This window comes from Paludisphaera rhizosphaerae (assembly GCF_011065895.1).
Classification (GTDB): Bacteria; Planctomycetota; Planctomycetia; order Isosphaerales; family Isosphaeraceae; genus Paludisphaera; species Paludisphaera rhizosphaerae.
Genome location: NZ_JAALCR010000024.1, coordinates 1 through 24,059 on the forward strand (window position 1 = coordinate 1; position 24,059 = coordinate 24,059).

Annotated in this window: 20 protein-coding genes; 5 read left to right on the forward strand and 15 right to left on the reverse strand. The window is 65.0% G+C overall.

Annotation, left to right across the window (positions count from 1 at the left end):
• Positions 1–638: helix-turn-helix domain-containing protein (locus G5C50_RS24690; RefSeq protein WP_206107840.1), on the forward strand; the 638-nt coding region annotated here is incomplete at its 5' end.
• Positions 639–2,409: 1,771 nt separating this feature from the next.
• On the opposite strand, the gene G5C50_RS24695 is transcribed toward G5C50_RS24690, so the two are convergent.
• On the reverse strand, positions 2,410–3,879 hold the full coding sequence (locus tag G5C50_RS24695; protein WP_165073643.1) for a hypothetical protein: 1,470 nt from the start codon (positions 3,877–3,879) through the stop codon (positions 2,410–2,412).
• 262 nt (positions 3,880–4,141) lie between these two features.
• Between G5C50_RS24695 and G5C50_RS24700 the strand changes: the two genes are divergently transcribed.
• The gene (locus G5C50_RS24700; RefSeq protein WP_206107841.1) at positions 4,142–5,752 is read left to right on the forward strand and encodes a glycerol-3-phosphate dehydrogenase/oxidase; all 1,611 of its coding nucleotides are present in this window, start codon (positions 4,142–4,144) and stop codon (positions 5,750–5,752) included.
• A gap of 4 nt (positions 5,753–5,756) precedes the next feature.
• Here G5C50_RS24700 and G5C50_RS24705 read toward each other — a convergent pair whose 3' ends face one another.
• Entirely contained in the window at positions 5,757–6,119 is a 363-nt protein-coding gene (locus G5C50_RS24705) for a DUF3024 domain-containing protein (protein WP_165073642.1), read from the reverse strand.
• Positions 6,120–6,463: 344 nt separating this feature from the next.
• On the opposite strand from G5C50_RS24705, the gene G5C50_RS24710 reads away from it, so the two are divergent.
• Positions 6,464–6,961, forward strand: a complete 498-nt coding sequence (locus G5C50_RS24710) for a DinB family protein (RefSeq protein WP_165073644.1) — start codon at positions 6,464–6,466, stop codon at positions 6,959–6,961.
• Here G5C50_RS24710 and G5C50_RS33315 read toward each other — a convergent pair.
• Positions 6,933–7,766 carry an alginate O-acetyltransferase AlgX-related protein gene (locus tag G5C50_RS33315; RefSeq protein WP_407673590.1) on the reverse strand — a complete coding sequence of 278 codons (834 nt, stop codon included), beginning with the start codon at positions 7,764–7,766 and terminating at the stop codon, positions 6,933–6,935. The genes G5C50_RS24710 and G5C50_RS33315 overlap by 29 nt on opposite strands.
• An 835-nt stretch (positions 7,767–8,601) precedes the next feature.
• On the opposite strand from G5C50_RS33315, the gene G5C50_RS24720 reads away from it, so the two are divergent.
• Positions 8,602–9,897 carry a hypothetical protein gene (locus tag G5C50_RS24720; protein WP_165073646.1) on the forward strand — a complete coding sequence of 432 codons (1,296 nt, stop codon included), beginning with the start codon at positions 8,602–8,604 and terminating at the stop codon, positions 9,895–9,897.
• Positions 9,898–10,026: 129 nt separating this feature from the next.
• On the forward strand, positions 10,027–14,058 hold the full coding sequence (locus tag G5C50_RS24725; RefSeq protein WP_165073647.1) for a DUF6797 domain-containing protein: 4,032 nt from the start codon (positions 10,027–10,029) through the stop codon (positions 14,056–14,058).
• Between the two features lie 453 nt (positions 14,059–14,511).
• On the opposite strand, the gene G5C50_RS24730 is transcribed toward G5C50_RS24725, so the two are convergent.
• The 12 genes from G5C50_RS24730 to G5C50_RS24785 all read right to left on the reverse strand — a co-directional run bounded on the left by G5C50_RS24730 (position 14,512) and on the right by G5C50_RS24785 (position 24,049).
• The gene (locus tag G5C50_RS24730) at positions 14,512–15,417 is read right to left on the reverse strand and encodes a DUF1559 family PulG-like putative transporter (protein WP_165073648.1); all 906 of its coding nucleotides are present in this window, start codon (positions 15,415–15,417) and stop codon (positions 14,512–14,514) included.
• Positions 15,401–16,354: a DUF1559 domain-containing protein gene (locus G5C50_RS24735; protein ID WP_165073727.1), complete on the reverse strand. Its 954-nt coding sequence runs from the start codon at positions 16,352–16,354 to the stop codon at positions 15,401–15,403. Before G5C50_RS24735 ends, G5C50_RS24730 begins: the two co-directional genes overlap by 17 nt.
• A 29-nt stretch (positions 16,355–16,383) precedes the next feature.
• Positions 16,384–17,301, reverse strand: a complete 918-nt coding sequence (locus G5C50_RS24740; RefSeq protein ID WP_165073649.1) for a DUF1559 family PulG-like putative transporter — start codon at positions 17,299–17,301, stop codon at positions 16,384–16,386.
• Positions 17,302–17,331: 30 nt separating this feature from the next.
• Positions 17,332–17,742, reverse strand: a complete 411-nt coding sequence (locus G5C50_RS24745; protein WP_165073650.1) for a hypothetical protein — start codon at positions 17,740–17,742, stop codon at positions 17,332–17,334.
• Positions 17,739–18,266, reverse strand: coding sequence for a PulJ/GspJ family protein (locus G5C50_RS24750; RefSeq protein WP_165073651.1), 528 nt, complete (start codon positions 18,264–18,266; stop codon positions 17,739–17,741). The genes G5C50_RS24745 and G5C50_RS24750 overlap by 4 nt, the downstream gene beginning before the upstream one ends.
• Positions 18,263–18,688 carry a hypothetical protein gene (locus G5C50_RS24755; protein ID WP_165073652.1) on the reverse strand — a complete coding sequence of 142 codons (426 nt, stop codon included), beginning with the start codon at positions 18,686–18,688 and terminating at the stop codon, positions 18,263–18,265. Before G5C50_RS24755 ends, G5C50_RS24750 begins: the two co-directional genes overlap by 4 nt.
• On the reverse strand, positions 18,685–19,929 hold the full coding sequence (locus G5C50_RS24760) for a type II secretion system F family protein (protein WP_165073653.1): 1,245 nt from the start codon (positions 19,927–19,929) through the stop codon (positions 18,685–18,687). The genes G5C50_RS24755 and G5C50_RS24760 overlap by 4 nt, the downstream gene beginning before the upstream one ends.
• Position 19,930: 1 nt before the next feature.
• A complete protein-coding gene (locus G5C50_RS24765) occupies positions 19,931–20,176 on the reverse strand; it encodes a hypothetical protein (protein ID WP_165073654.1) in 246 nt (81 codons plus the stop codon).
• Between the two features lie 33 nt (positions 20,177–20,209).
• A complete protein-coding gene (locus G5C50_RS24770; RefSeq protein WP_206107842.1) occupies positions 20,210–21,340 on the reverse strand; it encodes a type II secretion system F family protein in 1,131 nt (376 codons plus the stop codon).
• A gap of 110 nt (positions 21,341–21,450) precedes the next feature.
• Entirely contained in the window at positions 21,451–22,533 is a 1,083-nt protein-coding gene (locus G5C50_RS24775) for a type II secretion system F family protein (protein ID WP_165073656.1), read from the reverse strand.
• 118 nt (positions 22,534–22,651) lie between these two features.
• Positions 22,652–23,869, reverse strand: a complete 1,218-nt coding sequence (locus tag G5C50_RS24780) for a GspE/PulE family protein (protein ID WP_165073657.1) — start codon at positions 23,867–23,869, stop codon at positions 22,652–22,654.
• A gap of 6 nt (positions 23,870–23,875) precedes the next feature.
• Positions 23,876–24,049 carry a hypothetical protein gene (locus G5C50_RS24785; protein WP_165073658.1) on the reverse strand — a complete coding sequence of 58 codons (174 nt, stop codon included), beginning with the start codon at positions 24,047–24,049 and terminating at the stop codon, positions 23,876–23,878.
• Between the last annotated feature and the right edge of the window lie 10 nt (positions 24,050–24,059).

Here is a 24,059-nt window from a genome sequence, read left to right on the forward strand (position 1 = left end):
CACGAAAGGCCGGGGTCGCAAAGAGGACTGATGCATGGGTCCTGTCGGATCGGGACGCCGTCCGCGTCCTGGTCTGCCTGTCGAACGACCGGCCGCGATTCCGGGACGTCGTCGAAGGGACGGGGCTCGACAACGCCGCATGCCTTCGCCTGCTGAAGCGTCTCCGTCGCGACCAGGTCGTCGGTCGTCGCCAAGCGGGGCGGCATGGGGTCTACGCCCTGACACGCCGGGGACGCTCCCTCTGGGAAGCCGTCTACCGCACGCTGTTGATCGCTGAAGCCGCCCAGGGGATCGACGTCCAGGTCGAAGCCGCAAGCGTCCCTGAGCCCTCTCAGGCCGTCCACGAAGAGGTTGCCGAGCTTCCCGACGTCTCAGTCGGCCGAGTGATCGACTTCACTCGCATAACGGCAAGCGAGATGAAGGTTCGCATCTTAATCGCCCTCAGCGCGGGACCGATGACGTCCCGCCAGATAATCGCAGCCACCAAGGCGAATTGCGCGGCGATGTCCAGCCACTTCAGCGGGCTCAGACTCACGGAACTAATCGAACTACAGCGATCGGGTGATTCGTGGATTTACTCGATCACCCCGAAGGGCCGAAAGCTGGCGTCTGCTCTGATCGAGTGTGCGGCGGGATGATCTGAGGTTCACCCCTTACAACATCGTCCATCGGATGTTTCGTCCATCTACTCAAAGAATGCATGCGGGCTGGGTTCGTCATCGTCGACGGACCCAGCCAGCTGTACGCGCGGACGAAATCGCATTAGTTCATACAAGATATTTTATGTATCTTACATTTTTGATTTTTGATATAATTTGATCGACGGCGGAAGCGAACCGCGACGAACGTGCGTTCTGCCGTCAGGACGAACCTAGGAGGATTCTGAGTCATGGACGCGAATCCGAGACCGCCGGACGACGCCGGTTTTGAACCGATGAGCACAGACCCCGATCGCGGAGGTCCGGGCGACTTCGCTCGTTGTGAGGCCGGTTTGAGAGGAGACGCCAACGACCTGGACCGTTGGTGCGATGATCCTGGGGCTCCGGAGGTCGAAACCGACTCGGTTGCGAACGATCGCCGGGTGACGGCTGCCGCCTATACTGCGTACAAGCGGCAGTTCGTTGAGGCCGGCGGATCGGGTCCCCGGTTCGACGATTTAAAGCTCCTACAGGCGGCGCGGCTCCAGGCGAACCGCATTTGGCTTACTCTGACCAGGGCGCGTGGAGAAGCCGACGCCCCCGCGCCTGAATGCGAGGTTCGCAAATCCCTGGAGGGGTTCGCGATCGAGGCCGACGTCGCCAGGTCGAAGGGGCGGCTGCGTGCGTTCGCGCGGCGGATATGGCCCTTTGGTATGCCATGGTGACTACGACGCCGGAATTAAAGGATCGATATGACGACTCGACTTGCGGACGATGCACCGTCTTCACTCGGGTCGTAGACCTTACGTCAGCCGCTCAACTGAACAGACTGCTGTTGAAAATCTACCGCGATGGAGTCGAACCGGGGATCCTCGACGCCGCAGACGGTCCTCCGACCCAAGACGGCCACATCGATTTTCGACTCGCTTGCCATCATTGCGGCCGGCGCTTCCGCCTCTACTGCGAAACGGGGCGCGGATTCACAGGGCGATTCAAATCTGAGATTTGATCGCTCGTCTTCCGACGGCCAGTACTCCATCTTCGTAGCGAGACCGGCTGGTTTTGTGCGCGAAAATCGATCAACACATCGGCATGTACATGCCCGGTAGACTACCGGTTTTCCACCATTACGACCCGGTAGTGATGTCAAACGGGGGCGTTTGCGGCGGATTGACGCGAACCGGGGATTTGCTATAATCTGGCTTCACCAATGGAGTTACCGACCGAAGCAGACCCGGGACGGGCGACGCCTGAACAGTTCGACACGCATGAGGTCACAGGTTCGAATCCTGTATCGCCCACTCCCACCAAGTCTCTCGAACGCGAGCACGATTCGAGAGCCCTCTCTTGAGAGACGACAAGGCCGGCCGGCTGGGCCGGCCTGTTTCGTTTTGGGGTTCCCCGCTCAGTCAAGAGGCTCGATCAGCGATCGAGCGTCGTATCGTGATTCCTGGATGTTTCGATCGCCGAACCACCTGCGAGGGTTGCCGCACATCCAGCATGAACACGGCTTGCGGTCGACCGAGTAAGCGAGGGCAGGCCGAGGTCCGAAGCCGTCAATTCCCAGCAGACCGGCGATACGAGCGCCCCGACGTCGAGCGCGTCTGGCCTGGCGGCGACGGAAGGCTCTTCCTCGATCGTGCATGGGAGGGGGTTGGCTGACCAGGCGATGGGACGAGCCACAAGGCTCAAGACGCAACAAGGCCGCCGGAGGTTCGCGTGGGATACGCGTCTCCGACGGCCTCGTGAAGGTCGATTGCCGCCAACCGTTTCAGTTCTCGACGAAGAGTCGGCCGGCCGCCTCGGGGTCGGTGACGACGCGACCGACGAGTTCAAACTCGAGCTTCTGGTTGAACGGCAGCTTGAGAGCCAGCGGCTTGAGGGGCACCAGGAACTGGGCTCCGTGGAAGGGGATCGGGAAAACTCCCGAGTTCACCAGGCTGTTCAACGGCGGGAAGTTGGGAAGGCTCTTCAGCGCGGGGAGGCTGAACGAGGACTTGAGAGCCTTCGCGTCCGACTTGGGTTCGCTCTCGGCCGGCGAGGCCGAGGGCTGCATTTGCGGCGAGGGCTTCTTGCGACTCTGAGGAGTGGCGCGGGTTTCGTCGGACTCGTCGGCGGCATCGACCGGTTCCTCGTCCTCGGGGAGCGTGGGGAGCGCCGCGGGAGTGCCGTCCGGATGTACGCCCTGGGGAAGCGTGCGGCCGGGAAGTTCGGGAAGCTTGACCGCCGTGCGAGGCGTCTCGATCGGTGCGGGGGGCGCGGAGTCCGCCTTGGGCTCCTCTGGACGCACCCGATCCGGAACGACGATCGGCGATTCTTCGTCGTCAACCTCGGCGGAGACGACGACAAGATGCTCGCGGACGACCGCCTTGCCGTCGGCGTCGGCGATCGTGTGCGGGCCGAAGCCGATGACGAGAACCTCACCGTCGGGGATGAGCCATTCGCCGGCCGCGGAGGCTCGACCGATTTCGGGAATCTGCAGCTTTCCCTCAGCGAACCAGGCGGCGCGGGCGGCCGCGGCGTCGGACTTCGCGGCAACGGCCCTGGTCTCGGCCTGGCAGCACTCGGCCTTGTCCTTGCAATCGCCGTGAGCTTCAGCCGCCGTGCTCGGCTGCCAGGTCGCCTTTGGGTCGGCTTCCATGGAGGCCGTCACAGAGACGGCAACCACCGACGTCCGCTCCTCGGCAGCCTGACGCGCCATGTAGGGGCAGGGCTCCGACGCGGGCGTCTCGACCTCCGCTCGGACCTGCTTGACGTGGTTCGCCGGCTTCAGAGTGTGGACGCTCCGGACGTCGACATCGTCGATCACGAGTTGGGTCAACACGCCCTGGTCGATCTTCCGGCCAACAACCGTGGCCGTGACACCCTCGCGGACACTCTCCACGACCGGCTGTGGTGACTTCGCCTTGCCCTTGTAGACGACCCGCGTCACGAACTGCTGGTTGCGGCTCGACGCCAGGTGGACAGGGGTCTGCGCCAGTCCCTTGACGGCCGAGGGAGCCTCGGCTGCGGCGTGAGCTTCGGCAGGAAGGCGGTCGATGAAGTCGTCTGGGCAGGTCCAGACGCTGACGGCGTTGTGCTGGGCGACCGGCTTGAGCCCGATTCCCGCATCGCGCCAGGCGAGGCCGCGAACTTCGACGGTGCGGAACCGGTACGTGATTTCGGGCTTGGGATCTTCCATCGGAGCGCCCAGGCCCATCGCGGCGAGAGCCAAGGCCAGACTTTCCAGTGAGACACCCATGCGTCGACCTCCGTTTCGGCTTCCTCAAAGTCCATCCATGCGGCTTGCTCCAGCCGTCCCGGCCGGTGCGGCGCGGATCATACGTCGGTGCGACGGCTCGGTCAATCGCGACTCTCGGCCATCTGAGGTTCGAACTTTAGGGATTCCGCTCAAAGGGATTCGTCGTTCAAGGCGGCTGGAAATCGGGACGCCGGCAACCGACAATCTGTTTGGGGAAGTGGTCTCGGCGAACGTCACGACGACGGCCGCGGCTGGAACGAGGATGGTCAGGAAGGTTATGTCGCCGAACACGCTCTCGCGAACGGAAAACCTGGATCGGCTCCGCGCCAGGGAGACATGGGACGTCGTCATCATCGGCGGGGGGGCGACCGGGCTGGGAGCAGCCGTCGACGCGGCTTCACGCGGGTATCGAACTCTCGTGCTTGAGGCTCTCGATTTCGCCCACGGCACCTCCAGCAGAAGCACGAAGCTGGTCCACGGCGGCGTTCGGTATCTCGCCCAGGGAAACGTCCCCCTCGTTCGAGAGGCTCTTCACGAGCGAGGGCTGCTCATCAGGAATGCACCGCATCTCGTTCACTCGCGGGATTTCATCGTCCCGGCCTATCGCTACACGCAGTTGCCTTTCTACGGTGTTGGGTTGTGGCTCTACGACCGTCTCGCGGGCCGACTCAGCCTGGGGCGCTCGCAATGGCTGTCACGGAAGGATGTGCTGAAGCGCGTCCCCACGGTCCGCGATGAAGGCCTGCGCGGCGGCATCCTCTACACCGACGGCCAGTTCGACGACGCCCGGCTTGCCGTGACGCTGGCCCGAACCGCGGCTGATCTCGGAGCCTCGGTCCTGAATCACGTCGCCGTCGTCGGGATGATCAAGGAACTGGGCAGAACGGCCGGAGTCAGGGCGCGGGACGCCGAGACAGGCGAGGAGTTCGAGGTCCGCTCCAAGGCGGTCGTCAACGCGACGGGCGTCTACGCTGACGCCGTTCGGCGGCTCGACCAGCCTGACGCCTCTGCGCTCCTCGCTCCCAGTCAGGGGGCGCACATCGTCCTGGATCGGTCGTTCCTGCCTGGCGACGCGGCGATCATGATCCCCAAAACGGATGACGGCCGAGTCCTGTTCGCCATCCCCTGGCACGACCGCGCACTGATTGGGACAACCGACGTACCGCTCTCCGACATCCCTCGAGAGCCACGACCGCTCGCCGAGGAGTTGGAGTTCCTCCTGGAACACGCGGACCGCTATCTGACCAAAGCCCCGTCCGAGGCCGACGTGCGAAGCCAGTTCGCCGGCCTTCGTCCGCTCATCAATTCTGACGTAGGCCGAGGCGGACAGACCAAGAAGCTCTCCCGTGAGCACGCCGTCGTCGTCTCCGATTCGGGCCTGATCACGATCACCGGGGGCAAGTGGACGACTTATCGCGTGATGGGCCGCGACGCCGTCGACCACGCCATCGAGATCGGCGGACTCCCCGTCAAGACATGCTCCACGGAGTCGCTCAAACTCCACGGCTGGACCGATCGACCGGCCCCAATCGACGAAACGCTCGCGATTTACGGCTCGGAGTCGTCCGAGATCCAGTCCCTTGTTGCGTCCTCGCCCCAGCTCGGGCGAAGGTTGCACGAATCGCTGCCGTACATCGAGGCCGAGGTCATCTGGGGCGTTCGACACGAGGCCGCGCGAACCGTGGAGGACCTGCTCGCCCGCCGGACCCGTTCGCTGTTCCTGGACGCCCGCGCCTGCATCGCCGCGGCACCTCGGGTCGCCGAGCTCATGGCCGGGGAACTTGGCCGTGACTCCGGCTGGCAGGTCGATCAAGTCGCACGGTTTCGTGAGCTTGCGTCGACCTACCTGCCCCCCTCGCAGAACGGCTCCTGAACGGTCAGCGCCAGAAGCAGTTCATGGGGTCCTTGGCGATGTACTCCAACGCGTCGTCCAGACCGAGGATGACGTCGCCGAAGTCGCCGATCGTCCGCCAGCGTTCGTGGAAGACGCTCCAGTACAGGACGGCGAAGCGGCCGTCAGGCCTGGGACGAAGCCGGGCGATCGGTTCGCCGCAGTCGTCGCGAAACAGCGTGTAACCGTGCCGGTCCTTCCGCACGCCGACGCCGCCCCCCATCCTGTCGTTGAACGCCCCAATCCGACTCTCGACGAAGTCGAGGATGATCGGCTCCTCGGCGACTGCGACGCCGGCACCGATCGCGTGCCCGCGACCCTTTCCCGAAGGCGACTTACGTGCTTTCATCGTCTGAAATCCGGTGCGACCCGGTCCTCCGCGACGTCAGTCGAGATCGAACCGCGCATCCTGCGCCGGCGCGTCGTTCCTACAAATCATCACGACCCGCCCGATGGTCCCGCAAGAAAAATCCGGCTCATTCACCCGACATTTGTTCAGATTATGGTAGAGCAAGACGCTGATTTGGCAAGGGCTGGCTACGCGCGCCAGGGGGGAAAGGACTTGTCACGGAGGTCCCTCGGGCCGACTCTAGAGATATCTCGGAAACCGCGACGACCCGTTGGGGTCCGCGACTGCCCGACGATTCTCTTCAGGAGCCGCCTCCCGGACCGCTCCGGGAGTCGGGAATGATCATGTCTGACCAAACGCTGCTGACCCTGTGGGACGACGTTCGCGCCAAGACCCTGGACGTGCTGAAGGGCCTGGACGACGTACACGCAAGATGGGCGCCTCCCAACCTGCATAATTCGTGCTTGTGGCACGCAGGTCATAATTATGTGGTGGCGGAATTCCTGGCTTCGCGGACTCTCCACCTGACGCCGAATCTTCCCGCGGGCTGGCAGAAGATGTTCAGTTGGGAAAGCAACCCCGCGCACACGCATCCCGAAGACTGGCCGCCGCTGTCGATCGTGGCGTCCGCCCTCTCCGAGCAACATCGCCGACTCCGCGAGGCCTATGCGGCGCTCACACCGGAGAAGCTCGACACGGCCGATCCCGGCAAGCCGGAACGCTCGACGCGTCGTACGCTGCTGATCGCCATGCAGGACGAATCGCGGCACACCGGCGAAATCATGCTGCTCCGCAAGCTCATGACCCGGACGTTCATCGTGCCGGGGACGACGATCGCCTGACCTCGCCCGCGACCTGATCGCGAACCGTTCCGAGGCGACTCGCCAGCACGGAGGCGAGCGCCTCGGCGGCGACCTGATGACCTTCCTCGGACCAGTGGACGTCGTCGGGAAGATAGACGAGCTTTCCTCCCTCAGCCGCCCGACGCATGGGCGTCGTGAGGTCGACGAAGACCACATCCGGTCCTAGCTTCTCCACCAGGCTGCGGAAGTCTTTGGGAAGCTCGTCGAACGGCCAGGCCGGGCAGGGAGAATCGGCCTGGAAGCGACAGAGGTCGCGATAGATCCTCAGCTTGGCAGGCACGAAGGCGACGACGAGAGCGACGCCGTTCTCGCGGCAGAGGTCGCTGACGCCGGACAGGATCGTCTGCACTCGCCCGACCTCCTCCGAATTCCCCCTCGGGAATTCTGGCCCCCCCGAACCGTGCTGAACGCCGGTGTCGAAGTACATGCGGACCTCCTGTCCGCCGGCCGTGACGAACAGCCCCGCGTGCGCCTCGGCCGACCGAGTCGGGCTGGGGTGAATGACGTTTCTAAGCAGGAATCCTGACCCGTTTCGCACGAAGCTGCGGCCGTACGTCGCCGCACCGCGAGGGTGATCGAGGACGTGCTGGGCGCTCTTTCGATTCGCGTCGTACTCGTGGAGATCCTGGAGATCGTTCCCCTCGTAGAATGCCCAGACGCAGACGTCAGGCTTGAGGGGAATCGCGAACCGCTGTGCGACGACGGCTTCCTGCTGCGGGCCGTAGCCCGTGCGCCCCAGATTCGCGACGCTCCTCCCCGTGAGCTCCGCCAACCTGGCCGTCATCAACTGCTTGGCGGCGACGTGCAGACCCTCGATGATCGAGTCCCCAATCACAACGACGTCAGCGCGTTCGAAGTCGACGGGGTTGCGGAAGCCGTGCTCGTCGGTGGAGAGTTCGCAGACGTACCGCCGCCAGGGTGTCGCGCCGCGAAGACCGTAGAGTTCGGACCCATCGTAGCGGAATCTCGTCTCCTCATGAGGCTCACGGACATAAATCAAATCGGCATCGGGGGCGTTGCCCGTTCGCAGCCAGGACGGCGTCGGCGTGGCGAAGACGACTCGATAATCGATCAAGCCGAAGTAGGCCGGCAACTCGACGGCGGTCAGGATCAGTCCCACGACCCCGGTGCAGAGGGCGAAGCGGGCGAGCGTCCCGCCCGTTCCGTGCCTGGAGAAGACGAAGAACGGCCCCCAGGCCGCGAGGTAAGTTAAAGCAACCAGACCGATCAGATGCTCCGGGTTCGTGTCGAAGGCCCCGAGCCCAAGTCGAAGCGCCGAGACGACGGCGATCACCCAGATCGCATGGACACCCCATTTCACCGCGCGATTCCCTGCCGACATCGCGACCACGCCTCCCTCGCCCTCGAATCCATGCGACGGAATCGGATTAGGCGACAACAGTCGATTCCTGTCAACGCAAACCGACTGGGTGCACAAAATGAAGTTCAGGCAAAGTTTATGCTTTGGGCTTATCATCAGCGTGTGCTAGATTGACCGTGCGATGGATGCTCCGCTGTCTCCTGCTCGAACATCGTCGACCTCGGACCTGCCGGCCGCCGACGTCGACCTGAGTGCACACCGCCAGGGGCCGGCCCCATGCTCTCTCGCGCGCCGGGTCGTGGCGCAAGGATTCATGGCGGCCGGCCTGGTGGTCACAGCGATCTCCGCCCGAGCGGACCTGCCCTATGATCGTGAGCCCATCAACTACCTGAGCGCTCAGGCTCACGATCCCGTCGCCGAACTCAAGACGCTCGTCGAATCGAAGAAGGTCGTTCTTGAGAAGGAAGGACCGCAAGGCTACCTTCGCGCGGTGCTCAAGGCCCTGGACGTCCCCGTTTCGTCGCAGGTTCTGGTCTTCTCCAAGACCAGCTTTCAACCGTCGCGGATCTCGCCCAAAACGCCCCGGGCGATCTACTTCAATGACGACGTCTACGTCGGCTACGTCCAGCACGGCGAGGCGATCGAGTTCTCGGCGTCGGACCCGCAACTCGGCGGCGTTTTCTACACGCTGACCGACGCTGAGGAAGGCGCCGAACCTGCGATCGAGCGCCGAACGCACGACTGCCTGTTGTGCCACCTCTCCGGCAGGACCGAGGAAGTGCCAGGCCATCAGGTCCGGTCGATGAAGACCGAGCCTTCCGGCCGCCCGGTCTTCAGCGCGGGCAGCTTTGCCAGCACCCACGACAGCCCGCTCGGCGAGCGCTGGGGAGGCTGGTACGTCACCGGCAAGCTCAGCGGTCAGGCCCACATGGGGAACCTTCTGACTCGCGGGGACGAGGCCGACGTCCGCAAGAATGCGAAGGCGGCCTCGGACGTGCTCGACCTCTCCAGTCGGCTGGATCTGAAGCCCTACCTCTCCCCGCACAGCGACGTCGTCGCACTCCTGGTGCTGGAACATCAGGTGAAGATGCACAACCTGCTCACGGTCGCCAACTATCAGGGGAAGCTGGCGCTGCAGTATGCGAAGGATATGAACAGGGCCTTCGGCGAGCCCGAGGGAACGATCTCCGAAGGGACGGCCCGACGCTTCGACGGCCCCGCCGAGGCGATCGTGCGGTACATGCTCTTCACCGAGGAGGCCCCGTTGTCGGGCGCCATCGAGGGGACCTCCACCTTCGCCGCCGACTTCACAAGTCGCGGCCCTCGCGATGATCGAGGCCGTTCGCTGCGGGACTTCGACCTGAACACTCGCATGTTCAAATACCCGTGCAGCTATCTGATCTACTCCAAGGCGTTCGACGCCCTCCCCACGCCGATCAAGGATCGAACTTACCGACGACTCTGGGAGGTGCTCACCGGTCGCGACCGCTCGAAAGCCTTCGCGCGACGGACGGCTGAGGAGCGCCGGGCGATCCTCGAGATCCTCCTGGCGACCAAACCGGGACTCCCTGATTACTGGCGCGAGCCAGGCTGAACTCCTCAGTTCGTCGACTCGCGACGATTGCCGACCGGATAATCCCGCGATAACCTGTTGGGATCGGGACCAGCCACCGTCCCGAGGCGACGTCACGCCTCCACCGCCCCGCCTTCCAGGGTCCAGCCCATGCCGAAAACGACCTCGCCCGACCGCCGCTCGCGGACGCTCGTCTGGTGCCTGTTCCTCGGGATCGTCACGCTGCTTTCGGCAGACTTCATTCGCGCCCAGGTTCTCCATCGGGAGACGCAGACGGACGACGCGCCGAAGCCCACGCAGAACGCCGGCGTCTACGCACGCAACAACCTCATCGCCTGGTGCATCGTCCCGTTCGACTCCAAGAAGCGGAGTCCTGAGGATCGCGCGGCGATGTTGGAACGGCTGGGCTTCAAGCATTTCGCCTATGACTGGCGGGCCGAACACGTCCCGACGTTCGACGCCGAGGTCGAGGCCCTCAAGCGTCATGGCGTCGCGCTCGACGCCTTCTGGTGCCCCGGTGAACTGAACGACGACTCCCGGCGCATCCTGGACGTCCTCAAGCGCCACGGTGTGAAGGCCCAGCTTTGGGCGATGCTGGACCTCGGGGTCGATCGGGTCGCCGGCGAGGAGCAAGAGCGTCGCGTCTCGGCGGCCGCCGCCAAGCTGGCGCCATTGGCTCGTGCGGCCAACGAGATCGGCTGTTCGGTGGGGCTCTACTGTCACGGAGGGTGGTTCGGCGAGCCCGAGAATCAGGTGGCGATCATCGAACGCCTCAAGAAGGACGGCCTGACGAACGTAGGCATCGTCTACAACCTTCACCACGGGCATGACCAACTTGATCGTCTGAAGTCGCTTCTGCCTCTTATGAAGCCGCACCTGTTCACAATCAGCATTAACGGCATGGACACCGGCGGCGATCGCGTCGGTCGCAAGATCCTGCCTCTCGGACAGGGCGAGCGCGACGTGGAAGTCCTTCGCCTCATCCGCGACAGCGGGTACGCCGGCCCAATCGGCATTCTGGGCCACACGCAGGACGACGCCGAGGATCGACTGCGCGACAACCTCGACGGTCTCGACTGGCTCGTCCCGCAACTCGACGGCGCCGCCCCTGGGCCGAAGCCGAAGCCTCGGACCGTCGTCCCGCCGCGCCCCGCTCCGTCGCCCGCCGCTGCGGCCGCGGGTCTTTCTGCGGTGCAGGCGTTGGAGGTTGCGTCGGCGCTCGACTCGGCCCGCAAGACGGGCGACCCCACGCGAGGGGCCGTGGTCTTCACCGACGTTCGATTCACCTGCTTCTCCTGCCACAAGGTCGGCGATCAGGGCGGGAGCGTCGGTCCGGAACTGACTGCGTTGACGAAAGACGCCAGCCCCGAGGAGATCGCTGCGTCCGTCCTCTGGCCCAAGCTCAAGGTGAAGCAGGGCTACGAGGCGTTCGCCTACGGCCTGGAAGACGGCCGATTCGTCCAGGGATACAAGGTCGGCGAGACGGCCGACGCCCTCAAGATCCGCGACGCCGCGCTCGACAAGGTGGTCACCATCAAGAAGTCCGAGGTCGAGGAATCGAAGTCCGTCGGCACGCTCATGCCCGACGGGATCGCCGCGACGATGTCGCCCCGGGAACGCTCCGACCTGCTGAGTTTCCTGCTGACCCTCGGCGCACCGGGAGCTTCGCCCCCCGCCTTGACGATCCCAAGCCACGACCACACGGCGGCGACCTTCGAGTACGACACCAAGCCGCTTCAGCCCGAGTACTACACGAACGCCGGCGACTTCGTGAACCGAAATCGGCTCTTCGACTTCTACGCAAAGGAGGCCGACCACTTCCGCAAGATGCCGAATCCGCCTGGACTCTTGCCGGTGTACAAGGGCCTCGACGGCGGCAAGTCGGGCCACTGGGGCAACCAGAACGAGAGCACCTGGGCCGATGGCCGCTGGAACGAGTCCGACATGGGCTCGGTGCTCGGCGGCGTCTTTCGGGGTGACGGCGTGACCATCCCCAAGGCCGTCTGCCTCCGCCTCGGCGACAAGGGCGAGCTTTCCGCGTGCTTCAATCCCGAGACGCTCCGCTATGAGGCTCTCTGGTCGGGCGGATTCGTGAAGGTGTCCAGCGTTCGGCACGGCTTCATGGAAGGGCTGATGCTCGACGGTAAGCCGCTCCCGAAGCCTGAAGGCGCCTCGCCCTCGAATCCGTTCGTCTACAAGGGCTATTTCCGCCACGGCAAACGGGTGATCTTCTCGTATGCGATCGACGGCGAGGACTGGCTGGACGCCCCATGGGTCGACGACTCCGGTCGGTTCGTCTGCGAGGCCGGCCCCGCCGCGACGCATCGCCTTCGCGAACTTACGAAGGGAGGCGGCGGCCGGCGATGGCCCGAGGCTCTCACCACCAAGGGTCGGCGCGGCACCTCGAAGCCGTTCGCGATCGACACGATCGAGCCCCCCTTCCAGAACCCCTGGAAGTCGCTGATGTTCTTCGGCGGCCTCGATTTTCTCCCGGACGGCACCGCCTTCCTGTGCACGATGGAGGGAGACGTCTGGCGCGTCGAGGGGATTGACGACGAGCTTTCCAAAGTCGTCTGGCGTCGATACGCCTCTGGCCTGCACCAGGCGCTGGGGCTCGTGATCGCCGAGGGGAAGGTGTACGTCATCGGTCGCGACCAGATCACCGAGTTGCAGGACCTCGACGGCGACGGCGAGGCCGACTTCCATCGCTGCATCAACAACGCCTACCTCACCTCGCCCGCCGGCCACGACTTCGTCTGCGGGCTTCAACGAGACGCCGCCGGCAACTTCTACACGGCCTCCGGGCCGGAAGGCGTCCTCCGCATTCCGGCCGACGGCGGTCGCCCTGAAGTGCTCGCCACCGGGTTTCGAAATCCGGATGGGATCGGGCTGACGAAGGCGGGAGTCCTGACGGTCCCGCAGTCGGAGGGCGAGTGGGTCCCCACGTCCCAGGTCTGCGAGATCAAACCGGGCTCTCACTACGGTTACAAGGGCCCGAGGAACGGCGAGGTCCCCGCCCTGCCTCTGGTTTATCTGCCGCGCGGGATCGACAACTCCAGCTCCGAACAGGTCGAGGTGACGAGCGACCGCTGGGGGCCGTTCCAGGGGGATCAGGTTCACCTCTCGTTCGGGGCCGGCGGCGCGTTCCTGCTGCTTCGCGACGAGGTCGACGGCCAGGCGCAGGGGGCCGTCGTACCAATCCCCGGCGATTACCTTTCGGGCATCCATCGGGGACGATTCAACCCCCGCGACGGCCAGTTGTACGTCGTCGGCCAGGCCGGCTGGGGGACGTACACCTCGCTCGACGGCTGCTTCCAGCGGCTCCGCTACACGGGCGATCCGATCCAGGTTCCTCGTTCGATCCACGCGGTCGAGAACGGCGTCGTGCTGAAGTTCAACCTGCCGATCGACTCGACCGCGCTGGCTCAGCCGGGCTCGTGCTTCGCCCAGGTCTGGAACTACCGTTACAGCCCGAATTACGGATCGAAGGAGTATTCGACCCGCCACCCTGGCACGCCCGGCCACGACGTTCTGCCGATCCGATCGGCCCACATTGTCGAGGACGGCAAAACGCTCTTCCTGGAGATGCCCGAACTGCAACCGGTGGACACACTCCACATGCGACTGGATATCGGCGGTGGAGCCCCGCAGGAGATGTTCGCCACGATCCACAAGCTGGCGCCGCCCTTCACGTCGTTCGAGGGCTACCGACCAGAACCGAAGACGATCGCGGCGCATCCACGACTGGCCGACATGGCTGCGCTGAACGTCAAGCGTCCGGCGAATCCGTGGGCCGCCAAGATCGACAAGGCTCGGACCGTCGATATCTCCGCGGGCAAGAACCTGACCTTCACGAAACCGGCGATCAAGGTGAAGGCCGGCGAGATCATCCGACTCAGGTTCATGAACCCTGACGTCGTCCCGCACAACTGGGTGCTGCTCAAACCCGGCACGCTGGCGAAGGTCGGTGACCTCGTCAACAAGGTCATCTCCGAGCCCGATGCCGCCATCCGGAGCTACATCCCCAAAACCGACGACATCCTGTTCTACATCGACGTCGTCGAGCCGACCTACGAGGCCTCGATCTACTTCAAAGTCCCCGATACCCTGGGTCGGTATCCTTACCTCTGCAGCTTCCCCGGCCACTGGATGGTCATGAACGGCGTGATGACCGTTGAGTGACGAGGCCGTTGGCTTCGAATTGGGTTGGTTCGCCGGCGTGAGGGAACCCGTACTGTCGTCGCAACTCTTTTCCGAGAGGCTGATTGCAGCGCCGCTGCGGCTTCGGGAATTGGGTTCCTTTGGCCGATTTTCGGACGCCCTCCGCAGAGTACAACCAGCCCGCTTCGGACGCCATTTTCGAGTTGAGAGTTGAATTCGAGTGTGGTGGCCACGCTTGCGTGACCTTGGCACCCTGCGCTGTCTCTCTTCGGTGGTGTTCAGTGAGGAATGTCGGATTTCGCGCATCGCGACGCGACCCTCAATAGACACTCGGACGTACCCAGGCCGCGCGAACGACCGTCGGCGGAGTTGCGCCTCCTATCGATATCTGGGGCTCGGGATGCCGTGCTTGCGCGCGAATCCGCAGGGGAATCGGCGGATTGAGGATCGCGTCATAGCGATTCGGGGGGTCGCTCAGTAGGCTTCGCCGTCGAGGATTTCGCCGTCGAAGCGGTGGGCGAGGGCGCGGAGGACCGAACGGTCGATCCGCGCCTTGAGGAAGTGGACGGAGCCGTCGCCGAAGAGGAAATTCGCACCGTTGTTGTGCTGAGATGCAAATCCGCCGACGAGGTCCGAGGAAAGCTCGCCGTTGTCGATCATCGACTGGAGGACGACCGGGTCGAAGCGGTCGCCCCGAGAAAGTCCTCCCGGCCCTGGGCTCTTCCTCAGCGCGACGTCCGGCGCGTGTTCGTCGTTGACGCCCCAACCGGCGTTGCGGAGGGTGGCCGTGGTCCCCATGGCCCACGTGCCGAAGGTCATCGAGTAGCGCGTTTCGCCCAGCAGAATCGTCGACGCAGGGCCGTCGACAAGGTCGCGTCGGGCGATTCGACTGTTGAGGAAGAAAACGCCGTGGTCGTCCACGTCGATCGGCTTCTCCACGTCGTTGTGGCACCCCGCGTAGTTCGCCCCGCTGGAGATCGCGCTGGACGGGCAGAGGAAGGTGTTGATCCGCATCTTGGTCGCCGTGGTGTTGCCGTCGGCGTAGACGCCCAGAGTGAAGTTGATGTTGTGATAAATGTTCTTCTGCTCCATGAACGGCAGGAGCTGCGCCGCCCAGCCGAAGCGGTAGCCGACCGGGTTGGCGTCGATCGGTCCCTGGAAGTCGACGACGCCCGGGGGATACACCCGGTGCGCTGATGCATAGTTCTCGAGAGCCACGCCCAGTTGATACAGGTTGTTGGTGCACTGGACCCGTCGCGCGACCTCGCGCGACGACTGCACGGCGGGCAGCAGCAACGCGATCAGGACGCTGATGATGCAGACCACCACCATGAGTTCCACCAGCGTGAACGCCTTGCGGGGCTCAGTACGCAGCGTCATCGATCTCCTCCCCGTCGTTCCGATTCCCCAGCCGGCGGTAAACGCTCTGCTCGATCGACGCTCGGATGAACCTCACCGACCCGTCCCCAAACGCGAAGATCGCTCCATTCCCCAGATGTCGACTCCCGAACCCGCCGACATAACCCGGGGGGATTGAGACCGTCCCCGCCTTCAGTAACGACTCCAGGGCCTCGGGCGTCTGCGCCGATGATTGCCACGCCGTCGATCGAGCCAACTCGCCAAGAGCCTCCACCTCCACACCGTTGATCGCAGCCCCCGTGTTTCGCAGCGAGGTCCGGCCGCTCGCCAGGAAGCAGGAGGCGGTCGGGGCGGCGACCTCGCCGACGAAGAACGTCTGCGAGAGGCCGTCGGCGACGTCCGCCATTCGGACCCGGCTGTTGAGGAAGAAGACGCCGTGGTCGTCCACGTCGATCGTCTTCTCCACATCGTTGTGGCAGCCGACGTAGCTCGTCAGACCGGGCAGCGGGATCGAACGCGGCGTGAGCGGCTGCCCGAGGAAGTAGGCATAGGCAGGGTCGTCCCTCGGGTAGGAGTCCGGACAGGCCAGAGCGCTGATCCTGCAATTGGCCGCCGTCATGTTAGCGGCGTGCTCCACGGTCACTTCGAAGTTCAGCGTCTGGTAGATGCCGTACTGTTCCATGAAGGGAAGGAGCGAGCCGATCCAATCGATCCGATGGCCAGCCGTCCCCTCCGTCAACGGATGCGTCGAGGCGACCGCTCCGGGGGGGAGAACCGAATGCGTCTCGTAATAGCTGTTGAGCGCCAGGTGGATCTGCTTCAGGTTGTTCATGCACTGGATCCGTCGAGCCGCCTCGTTGCCGGCGTGGAAGGCCGACAGCATCAGCGAGAGGATCACGGCGATGATCCCCAGCACGACGATCATCTCAATCAGGGTGAAACCCGACCGGCGTCTCATGGAACGCTTCTCCTGCCGAATTCGCCCGGTCAGTAAGAGTCGGCGCTGAGCATCTCGCCGTCGGCGCGATTGGCCAGGCACCGGTAGACCTCGTGCTGGATGGACGACTTGATGAACCGCACGGCGCCGTCGCCGAAGAGGAAGTTGCAACCTCCGGGATGGGCGCTGGAGAAACCGCCGACGAACTTCATCGCGGCATCTCCCGTCGCGTTCTGGGCCATGAACGTTCCTGGATCGATCGGGCCCGTCGTGGTCCAGATCTGCTGAGTGGACGCGGCGTTGGGAAACGTCCCCATGTTGCGAAGGCTCGCCCGAGTGCCCGAGGCCCAGCCCAGGTCGATGCCGTCGTTTCGCTTCTCGCCGACGAACAGGGTCTGGCTCGTGCCGTCGGGGACTTCCTCATAGCGGATCAGGCTATTGAGGAACAGGACGCCGTTGTTGTCGGCCGCGATCGGAGCCTCGACGTCGTGATGGACGCCCGCGTAGTTCGTCGCCGGAATCCCCTGAGCGTTCCGCCACTTGAGGGTGTTGTCCGACGGGCAGAGAAACGACTGAACCAGCTTGCTGCGCGTCGTTCCGTTCGTGGCGTCGTAGACGGAGACGTTCAGGTTGAAGTGATTGTAGATATTCTTCATTTCCATGTACGGCGTCAGCCTCGTCAGCCAGTTGAAGCCGTACCCCTTGGGCTGGTCGAGCACAGGTCCCTTGCCGTCGTCGACGACGCCGGGGGGAAGCGTCTCATAGGAACCCTCGTAGTTGTGCAAGGCCAGGCCCAACTGCATCAGGTTGTTGACGCAGGTGACTCGACGAGCGGCCTCGCGGGCGGCCTGCACGGCCGGCAGCAACAGAGCCACCAGCACAGCAATGATGGCGATGACGACCAGCAGCTCGATCAGCGTAAACGCCGATCGCGGTGGGCCGGGTGAATGAAAAGGTCGTTCTCTCATCGTCGAACTCCTCGATCGCTCAATAGGCTTTCACGGCAGCATGATTTCCCGGCTCGATCGCACCCGGCGCGGCGGATCCGGCGGATAGTCGGCCTGCACTTTCAGTTTCTTCCGGTTTTCGCCGGGCGATCCGACCACCTCGATCGTCACCACAGCGGCCGATTTGCCTCCGGACGAGTCCGCCCCCAAAGCCTCGGCCGGAACGTCCCAGCGCTCGCCGGTGTAGTTGGGGTCGCTCGAGAGCTTCGCCAGGGCTCGGTCGAGCCCTGCGTCCGCGAGCAACTCAGACTGGAGCGCCAGTTCGTGGGAACGAGTCCGCTGGTGATAGGCGACGCTCACGCGGACGAGCGACGCCGCGACGAGGGAGATGACGAACAGCAGGACCAGCACGACGACCGACGTCAACCCTCGTCGGCGAGACCGCCTCGATCGGGCGTTCACGGCCTGCCTCCTTCCGCCTTCCGGGCCGAAGCCGCCGTCTTGCCGACGAGCGCCTCAACCTCGACCGGACGGATCGGATCGACCCGATCCTGCCGCGGTTGGACGTCGACCGAGAGCACGGCGAACCGGCGGCCGTTGATCTCGCGAAGGGCGAGCCTCGCCCCTGCTGAGCCGGGTATCCGGTAGGCTTCGTGAGCCGTATCCTTGCCTTCAACGACGACGGCTCGCGTCAATTCGCCGTGATCGTCCACGCGGTACTCGACTCGTCCGAGCCGCAGCACGCGGCCGTCGAGGGCAGCCTCGCGGGACTGATGAACGTCGTTGCGGAACCGACCCGAGAGGCGGGCGATGGTCTCCGTCCGCTCGAACGCGGAGCGGCCGTCCGTCTCCAGTCGCATCGTCAGCCCCAGGAGCATGACCGAGATCCCCAGCATCGCGGCGACGGCCGCCATCGTGACCATCAACTCGACGAGCGAAACGCCGCGTCGCGAGCCGGCCGATCTGTAGAACGTGAGAGTGCTCACGCCCCCTCCTTCCGCCGATGAATCCAGGTCGTCAGCCGAACCGGCGTCGACCAATCGCCGGCGGCGTTGCGCCAGCGGAGTTGCACGGAGATCCGCTTGGAATCGACGCCGCCCGCCGCGTCGGCGGCGACGACCTCCGCTTTCAGGTCGGCGGACGGAAGCCCCTGCGCCTCGGTGGACAACTTCAGACCGTCGACCGGCCCCGACTTGAGTTCCTCGAACCGCCTGGCGGCGAGACGCTCAACCTGGTTCGAGACCTCGTTCGCGGCGATCATGCGACGGTCCCAGTTGCGTCGGGCGTTTGCGACCGAGCTGATCGCCTGAACGACGATCGTCATGGCGAGCATCAGCATGAATGCCGACATCGCCGTTTCCAGCAGCAGCGACCCACGCCGGGTCGACCGCCTCCTCGAAGCAGTCATCCCGAGAGCCTCGCGATCAGTGTGACCAGGGGAGTGAAAAAACCGACGGCCAGGAACAACACGAGCGCCGCGATCGCCACGATTACGATGGGCCAGAACGCCTGGGAGAGCATCGCAATCTTGAGTCTCTGACGCCGATCGATGGCGTCAGCCAGGTCGTTCATGGCCCAGGGGAGATTGCCGACCGCCGAGGAGGTCGCCAGCACCTCGTGATCGGTCGTATTGATGAGCTTCTCCCGCCTCAACGCTTCGCGCCAGTCCATGCCGTGAAGGGCGTTCTGCTCAGCCCGAGCCAACCTTCGACGAACCCAGCTGACCGGGTATCGCGCAGCCAGGGTATGAAGGCCCTTCTCGATCGGCTGACCAGACTCGGCGCACATCGAGAGCGATCGCAGGATCGTCGCGGAGTGGCGTCGGGGGAAAAGACGGCCGAGGATCGGCATTTCGAACATCGTGCCGGACGTGAGCGCGATCGGGATCATCAGGAGCAGCGTCAGGGTCAACAACGGAAGCCAGATCGGCACGAGAAATCGGACGGCCCAGTGCGAGGCCGTGATGATCGCCCGGGTCGTCGCCGGCAGTCCCACGCCGAAATCGTTGAATATCGCCTCGAACTTCGGAACGATGAAATACAACAGGAAGCTCGTGATGGTTTGGGCCATCATCAAGACGACCAGCAAGTAGCTGGCCTGCGACGCCAGGGTCTGGCCGAGCGTCGATCGCGACGCGTGCACCGCGGCCGCGCGACGGAGCGCCGGGGCGAGTCGTCCCGCTTCCTCGCCGACCTCGACCAGGATGTTGGCGTCGGGCGATGACAGGCCGCGGATCGACCGAAGGGCGTGCGACAGAGGAGCGCCCTGGCTCAGCATCACGGCCAACTTCAGTACTCGGCGACGGAAACGCCCGCGGTACTGGTTTGCGAACGCCTCCACGGTGGTCGCCAGCGGCATCTTGTGTTCGGCGGCGATCGCCAGCATCCAGAGCAACGAGTAACGCTGGCCGGAGGCCCCCCGGATGGTCGTGAAGATCCAACCGATGAATATCGCGAACAGCAGCATGATGAGCAACACGCCCAGCCAGCCGCCGATCACCAGGAAGGCCCAGAACAGGACCGCCGCGAAGAAGACCGCGACGATCATGTGCCAGAGCTTCCAGGGCTCGTATTCGGCCAGGCTCGACTGAAGCTCCTCGGGCTTCGGAAGCTTCAAATTCGAGCCCCCCATGTCGTACTCGGCGCTCATCTCAGCGTCTCCGCAGCTCAGCGACCAGCGCGGTGAGCGTCCCCAGCACCGTCAGCCCGATCGAAACGGCGGAGGCAGCCAGCAGGCCGATGACGATCTCCGCGTGGGACGCCCCCGATCGCGAGAGGGCTCGCACCGCGAGAATCAGGACGGCCGGCGCAGCGAGGTAACAAAGGCCCTGGCCGATCCGCGCCGGCAGCAGGTCATCCGAGAGTTGCAGCGATGCGATGCGGGACAAGGCTTTCATCGTTTCGACCTCCGGTTCGGCGACACGGGCGGCTCAGCCCGAAAGCTTGGATATCAGGGTCAGCAGCGGTAGGAACAAACCCACGACGACGATGAACACGCCCCAGAAAACGAAGACCATCGCCATGAAGCCGACGACGGCCCCCCCCCAACCGGCCTCGGCCCTGGCTCGCGCCTGGAACGTTTCGCCGGCCATGTGAAGGACCTCGGCGATCGACTCGTGGCTCTCAGCCCACTTCAGGAGTCGGGGAAGTCCTTCCGGCATGACTCGTCGGACGGTCTTCAGGCCGTAGCCCACGTCCAGAAGGTCGCCCAACGGCGGCGCCTCCGGGGCTCCGTTCGGCTTCCCGAGATGGTCGAACGGGCCTTTACTCGGTGCGGAGGTCGGCAAACCCGTCATCGCGTAGGAGAGCGTCGCGCCCTCCTCGACGCTCCTCGCCATGGCGCGACAGGCGATGGCCATGTCATGGTCGTCCACGCCGTCGCCGGTCAATCGCAGGGCCTCCGGCAGCGGCAGATGCGCTTCCAGCAGGATGGCAAGCAGGTGACAGAACTCTGCCCACGAGGTGAGCCTCCAGAGAGGTCCCACAACGGGAAGCCGAGAGAACAGGCTGTTGCGGCGGCTCCGCGACATCGTCAGCCCCAGCAGGCTCCACAGGGCCAGGACCGCAATCCCCGCCGCGACCAGGATTGGCCAGGCGAACCGAACGGCGTGCGAGGACTGGAGCAGGAATTGCGTCAGCATCGGGAGAGGAACGCCGAAGTCCATGAAGATCTGCTCGAACTTGCCGACGATCATAAAGTCGACCAGGACGAACAGGACTCCGGCCATGAAGATGGCGAACAGCGGATAGGCCAGGCCGATCCAGAAGGTCCGCTTGAGCTCCGAGCCGACGCCCGAGACCGCGGCGAAACGGCCCAGCACGTCACCCAGATTTCCGGTTCGGAGTCCAGCCTTGATCAACCCCCGAAGGTGAGGAGGGACCTTGGCCGCCTCGGCCTCCACCGCCTGTTCCAGAGGCATGCCGCGCTCGATGGCGTCGGCCAGCTCACGGAGCGCCGCGCGGTAGGCGCGGCTGTCGGTCTCCTCGGCTAGTGCTCGCAGTCCGGGCCCCAGCGGCAGGCCCGAATCGGCCGCGCCGGCGACGTGCTGGGAGAGTCTCACCGCCTCCTCGGCGGTCAACCTCCCTCCGCTTGATCTGTCTTCTCCCGGCTCGTTCATGGCGGACGCGGCCTCGGCTACCGGACTGGCGAAGTTGACGATAGGCCGAGTCCTCAGGGACCGGCCAGTTCCTTCAGGAGACCCGTGAGGGGTAGAAAGAGCGTGAGGGCGTAGATCAGGGCGGCCGTCGCTCCGACGAAGACGACGATTAGCGATGGCAAAAGCGTTCGAAGCTTCGCCGCCCTGAGTGCGGCCCGCGAGCGATACATCGGCGCCAGGTTGCGAAGCGCCTGGACGACGGAACCCTCGGTTCTCCCATGAGCAAGCACCCAGCGGAGCATCGGCGAGAACGAGCTGGCCGAGCCTTCCACCACCGCCTGATCGGCGGGCCGGCCCGAACGCATCGCCTCGGCGATCTTGTGGGAATCGCCGATCAGCCCGGCCTCCCCCGTGGCCTCCGCGGCCAGCGTGACGGCGTCGGGATAGCCGATGCGATTCTCCAGCAGCAGGGCCAGAAGCTCGGCGAACGCCGCCGACCGATAGTCTCGGACCAGCGAGCGCATCCAGGGAAAGAGGCCCAGGAAGTTCCACGACCTGGCGTCAAACCATGACGCCTTCCCCGAGCGAACCCAGGCGAACGCAATCAGGACCAGCAGGACAGGCCAGATCGGCCACCAGGCCCAGGCCGTGCGCCCGACTCCATCAAGGATCTCAAGAGTACGCGTCGCCGGAAGGCCGAGATGGGCGAACGCGGAGACGAATCGGGGAACCAGGACGACGGCCACCCCAAGAAACAGGAAGTAGGCCAGCGTCGCGACCAGCAGCGGATACCAGAGCGCCAAACCCACCGCGTCGCGCGCCTCGGCATAGCCGCGGAGGTATTTCGACAAGCCCTCCAGAGCCGAGGCCACGTTCCCTGTCCTCGACCCGGCCTCGACCACGGCGCGGTAGAGCGGCGGGATCGTCCCCTTCTCCGCGTCCAGCGCCTCGACGAGCGTCTGGCCCCGTTCCATCCGCGCCGAGAGCTTCGAGGCGACCTGGCCAAGCCGGCCGGGGAGATCCTTGCCCGATCGACCCAGCCCGAACTCGAGCGGTGACCCAGCCCGCACCAGAGCCGCAATCTCCGCGTTGAGAGCGATCAACTCCTCGACGGTAATCGGCCGACCGCCCGCCTCGTCTGATCCGCCGCCGACCATCGGAATCCGCCTCCGCGCCTACGACAATTGTGACAGATTCAGGTCTATCACAATTGTCCCAGGAGGTCAAGCGGCGCGACTCGAAATTCGGACTTTTGTCCGAGGGCAAAGTGTCCCCTCAGTCGGGGATGGGCAGGTCGCCGCCCATGCCCAGGACGCGGCGGACCTCGGCCGGCGAGGTGCTCCCCTGCTCCACGGCCTCGCGAGCGCGGACCCAGCGCGTGGTCATCCCGGCGGCGACGGCCAATTCTTCCATGCGACGGACGTCGGCCCGTTCGAGCACGGCGCGACCCAGATCGTCGTCGAGCGGCGGCAGCATTTCGGCCAGGACGAGTCGCCCGCTGTAGCCGGTCCCCTTGCAGGCCGCGCAGCCGACCGGAGCACGAGCGGAGCGGACAGGGAGGCCGAGGAATTCGGCCCGGTCGCCGATCGGCTTCGAGCACTCGGCGCAGAGTCGGCGGGCCAGCCGAAGAGCGACGACCGCGCGGAGGCCGCTGCGGATGGCGTAGGGTTCAATCCCCATGTCCAGCAGTCGACCGACGACCTCGCAGGCGCTGCCGGCGTGAAACGTCGTCAGGGTGAGGTGGCCCGTGAGTGCGGCTTGAAGGGTGGTCTCAGCGGTCGCGCGGTCGCGAATCTCACCGACGGCCAGAACCTCCGGATCCTGCCTGAGCAGGGCTCTAAGTCCGACATCGAGGGTGAGACCGGCCGCCGCGTCGACCTGCGATTGGGAGACGCCGTCGATCGCCGATTCGATGGGGTCCTCAAGGGTCGCCAGGCTCCGCCGTCCTTCCGAGCGGCGGGCGATCTCTCGAAGGCAGGCGTAGATCGTGGTCGTCTTGCCACTCCCCGCCGGCCCGGCCAGAACGATCGCGCCGGAGGTTTCGTCGAGGAGACGCGACAGGTTGTCGCGAATCTCGTCGGGCAGCCCCAGATCTGCGAGGCCGAGGAAACGACCCGGACCGGCGAAGATCCGGACAACGGCCTTCTCGCCATGCAGGGTCGGGAAGGTCGAGAGCCGCATCTCCACTCGACCCGGCAGGCGACGAATCCGCCCCTCCTGAGGGACGTCCGTCCGGTAGGTCAGCAACTCTGCGAGCACCTTCAGCCGTGCGACGACGTTCGGCGCTCCTTGACGCGGAAGCGTCGCGACGGCTTGCAGAACGCCATCGACACGCCAACGGACATCCAGCCCATTTTCGATGGGTTGGACGTGGACGTCGCTCGCTCCCGCCGCAACGGCCGCGGCGAGGAGCGCGTCGACGACCTCTGGAGCGTACTGGGGATTCCCTGGGTTCAACGCCTTCAGGCGGTCGGCGACCGACGTCTCGTCCATGTCAACTCACCCTTGGCCGCCCTCGCAGCAGGTTTCGCAGATGGTCCGGCAGCGCGAGCAGATCAGCTTCTGCTTCTGCTCGACGAGCCGCCCGCCGCACGCTGGGCAGGCGGGACGGCAGGCGTCGACGTCGGGAGTCTGACCGGAGGGAGCAGGCTTCTCGGGCTTCGGGTCGGGCATGAGACGCTCC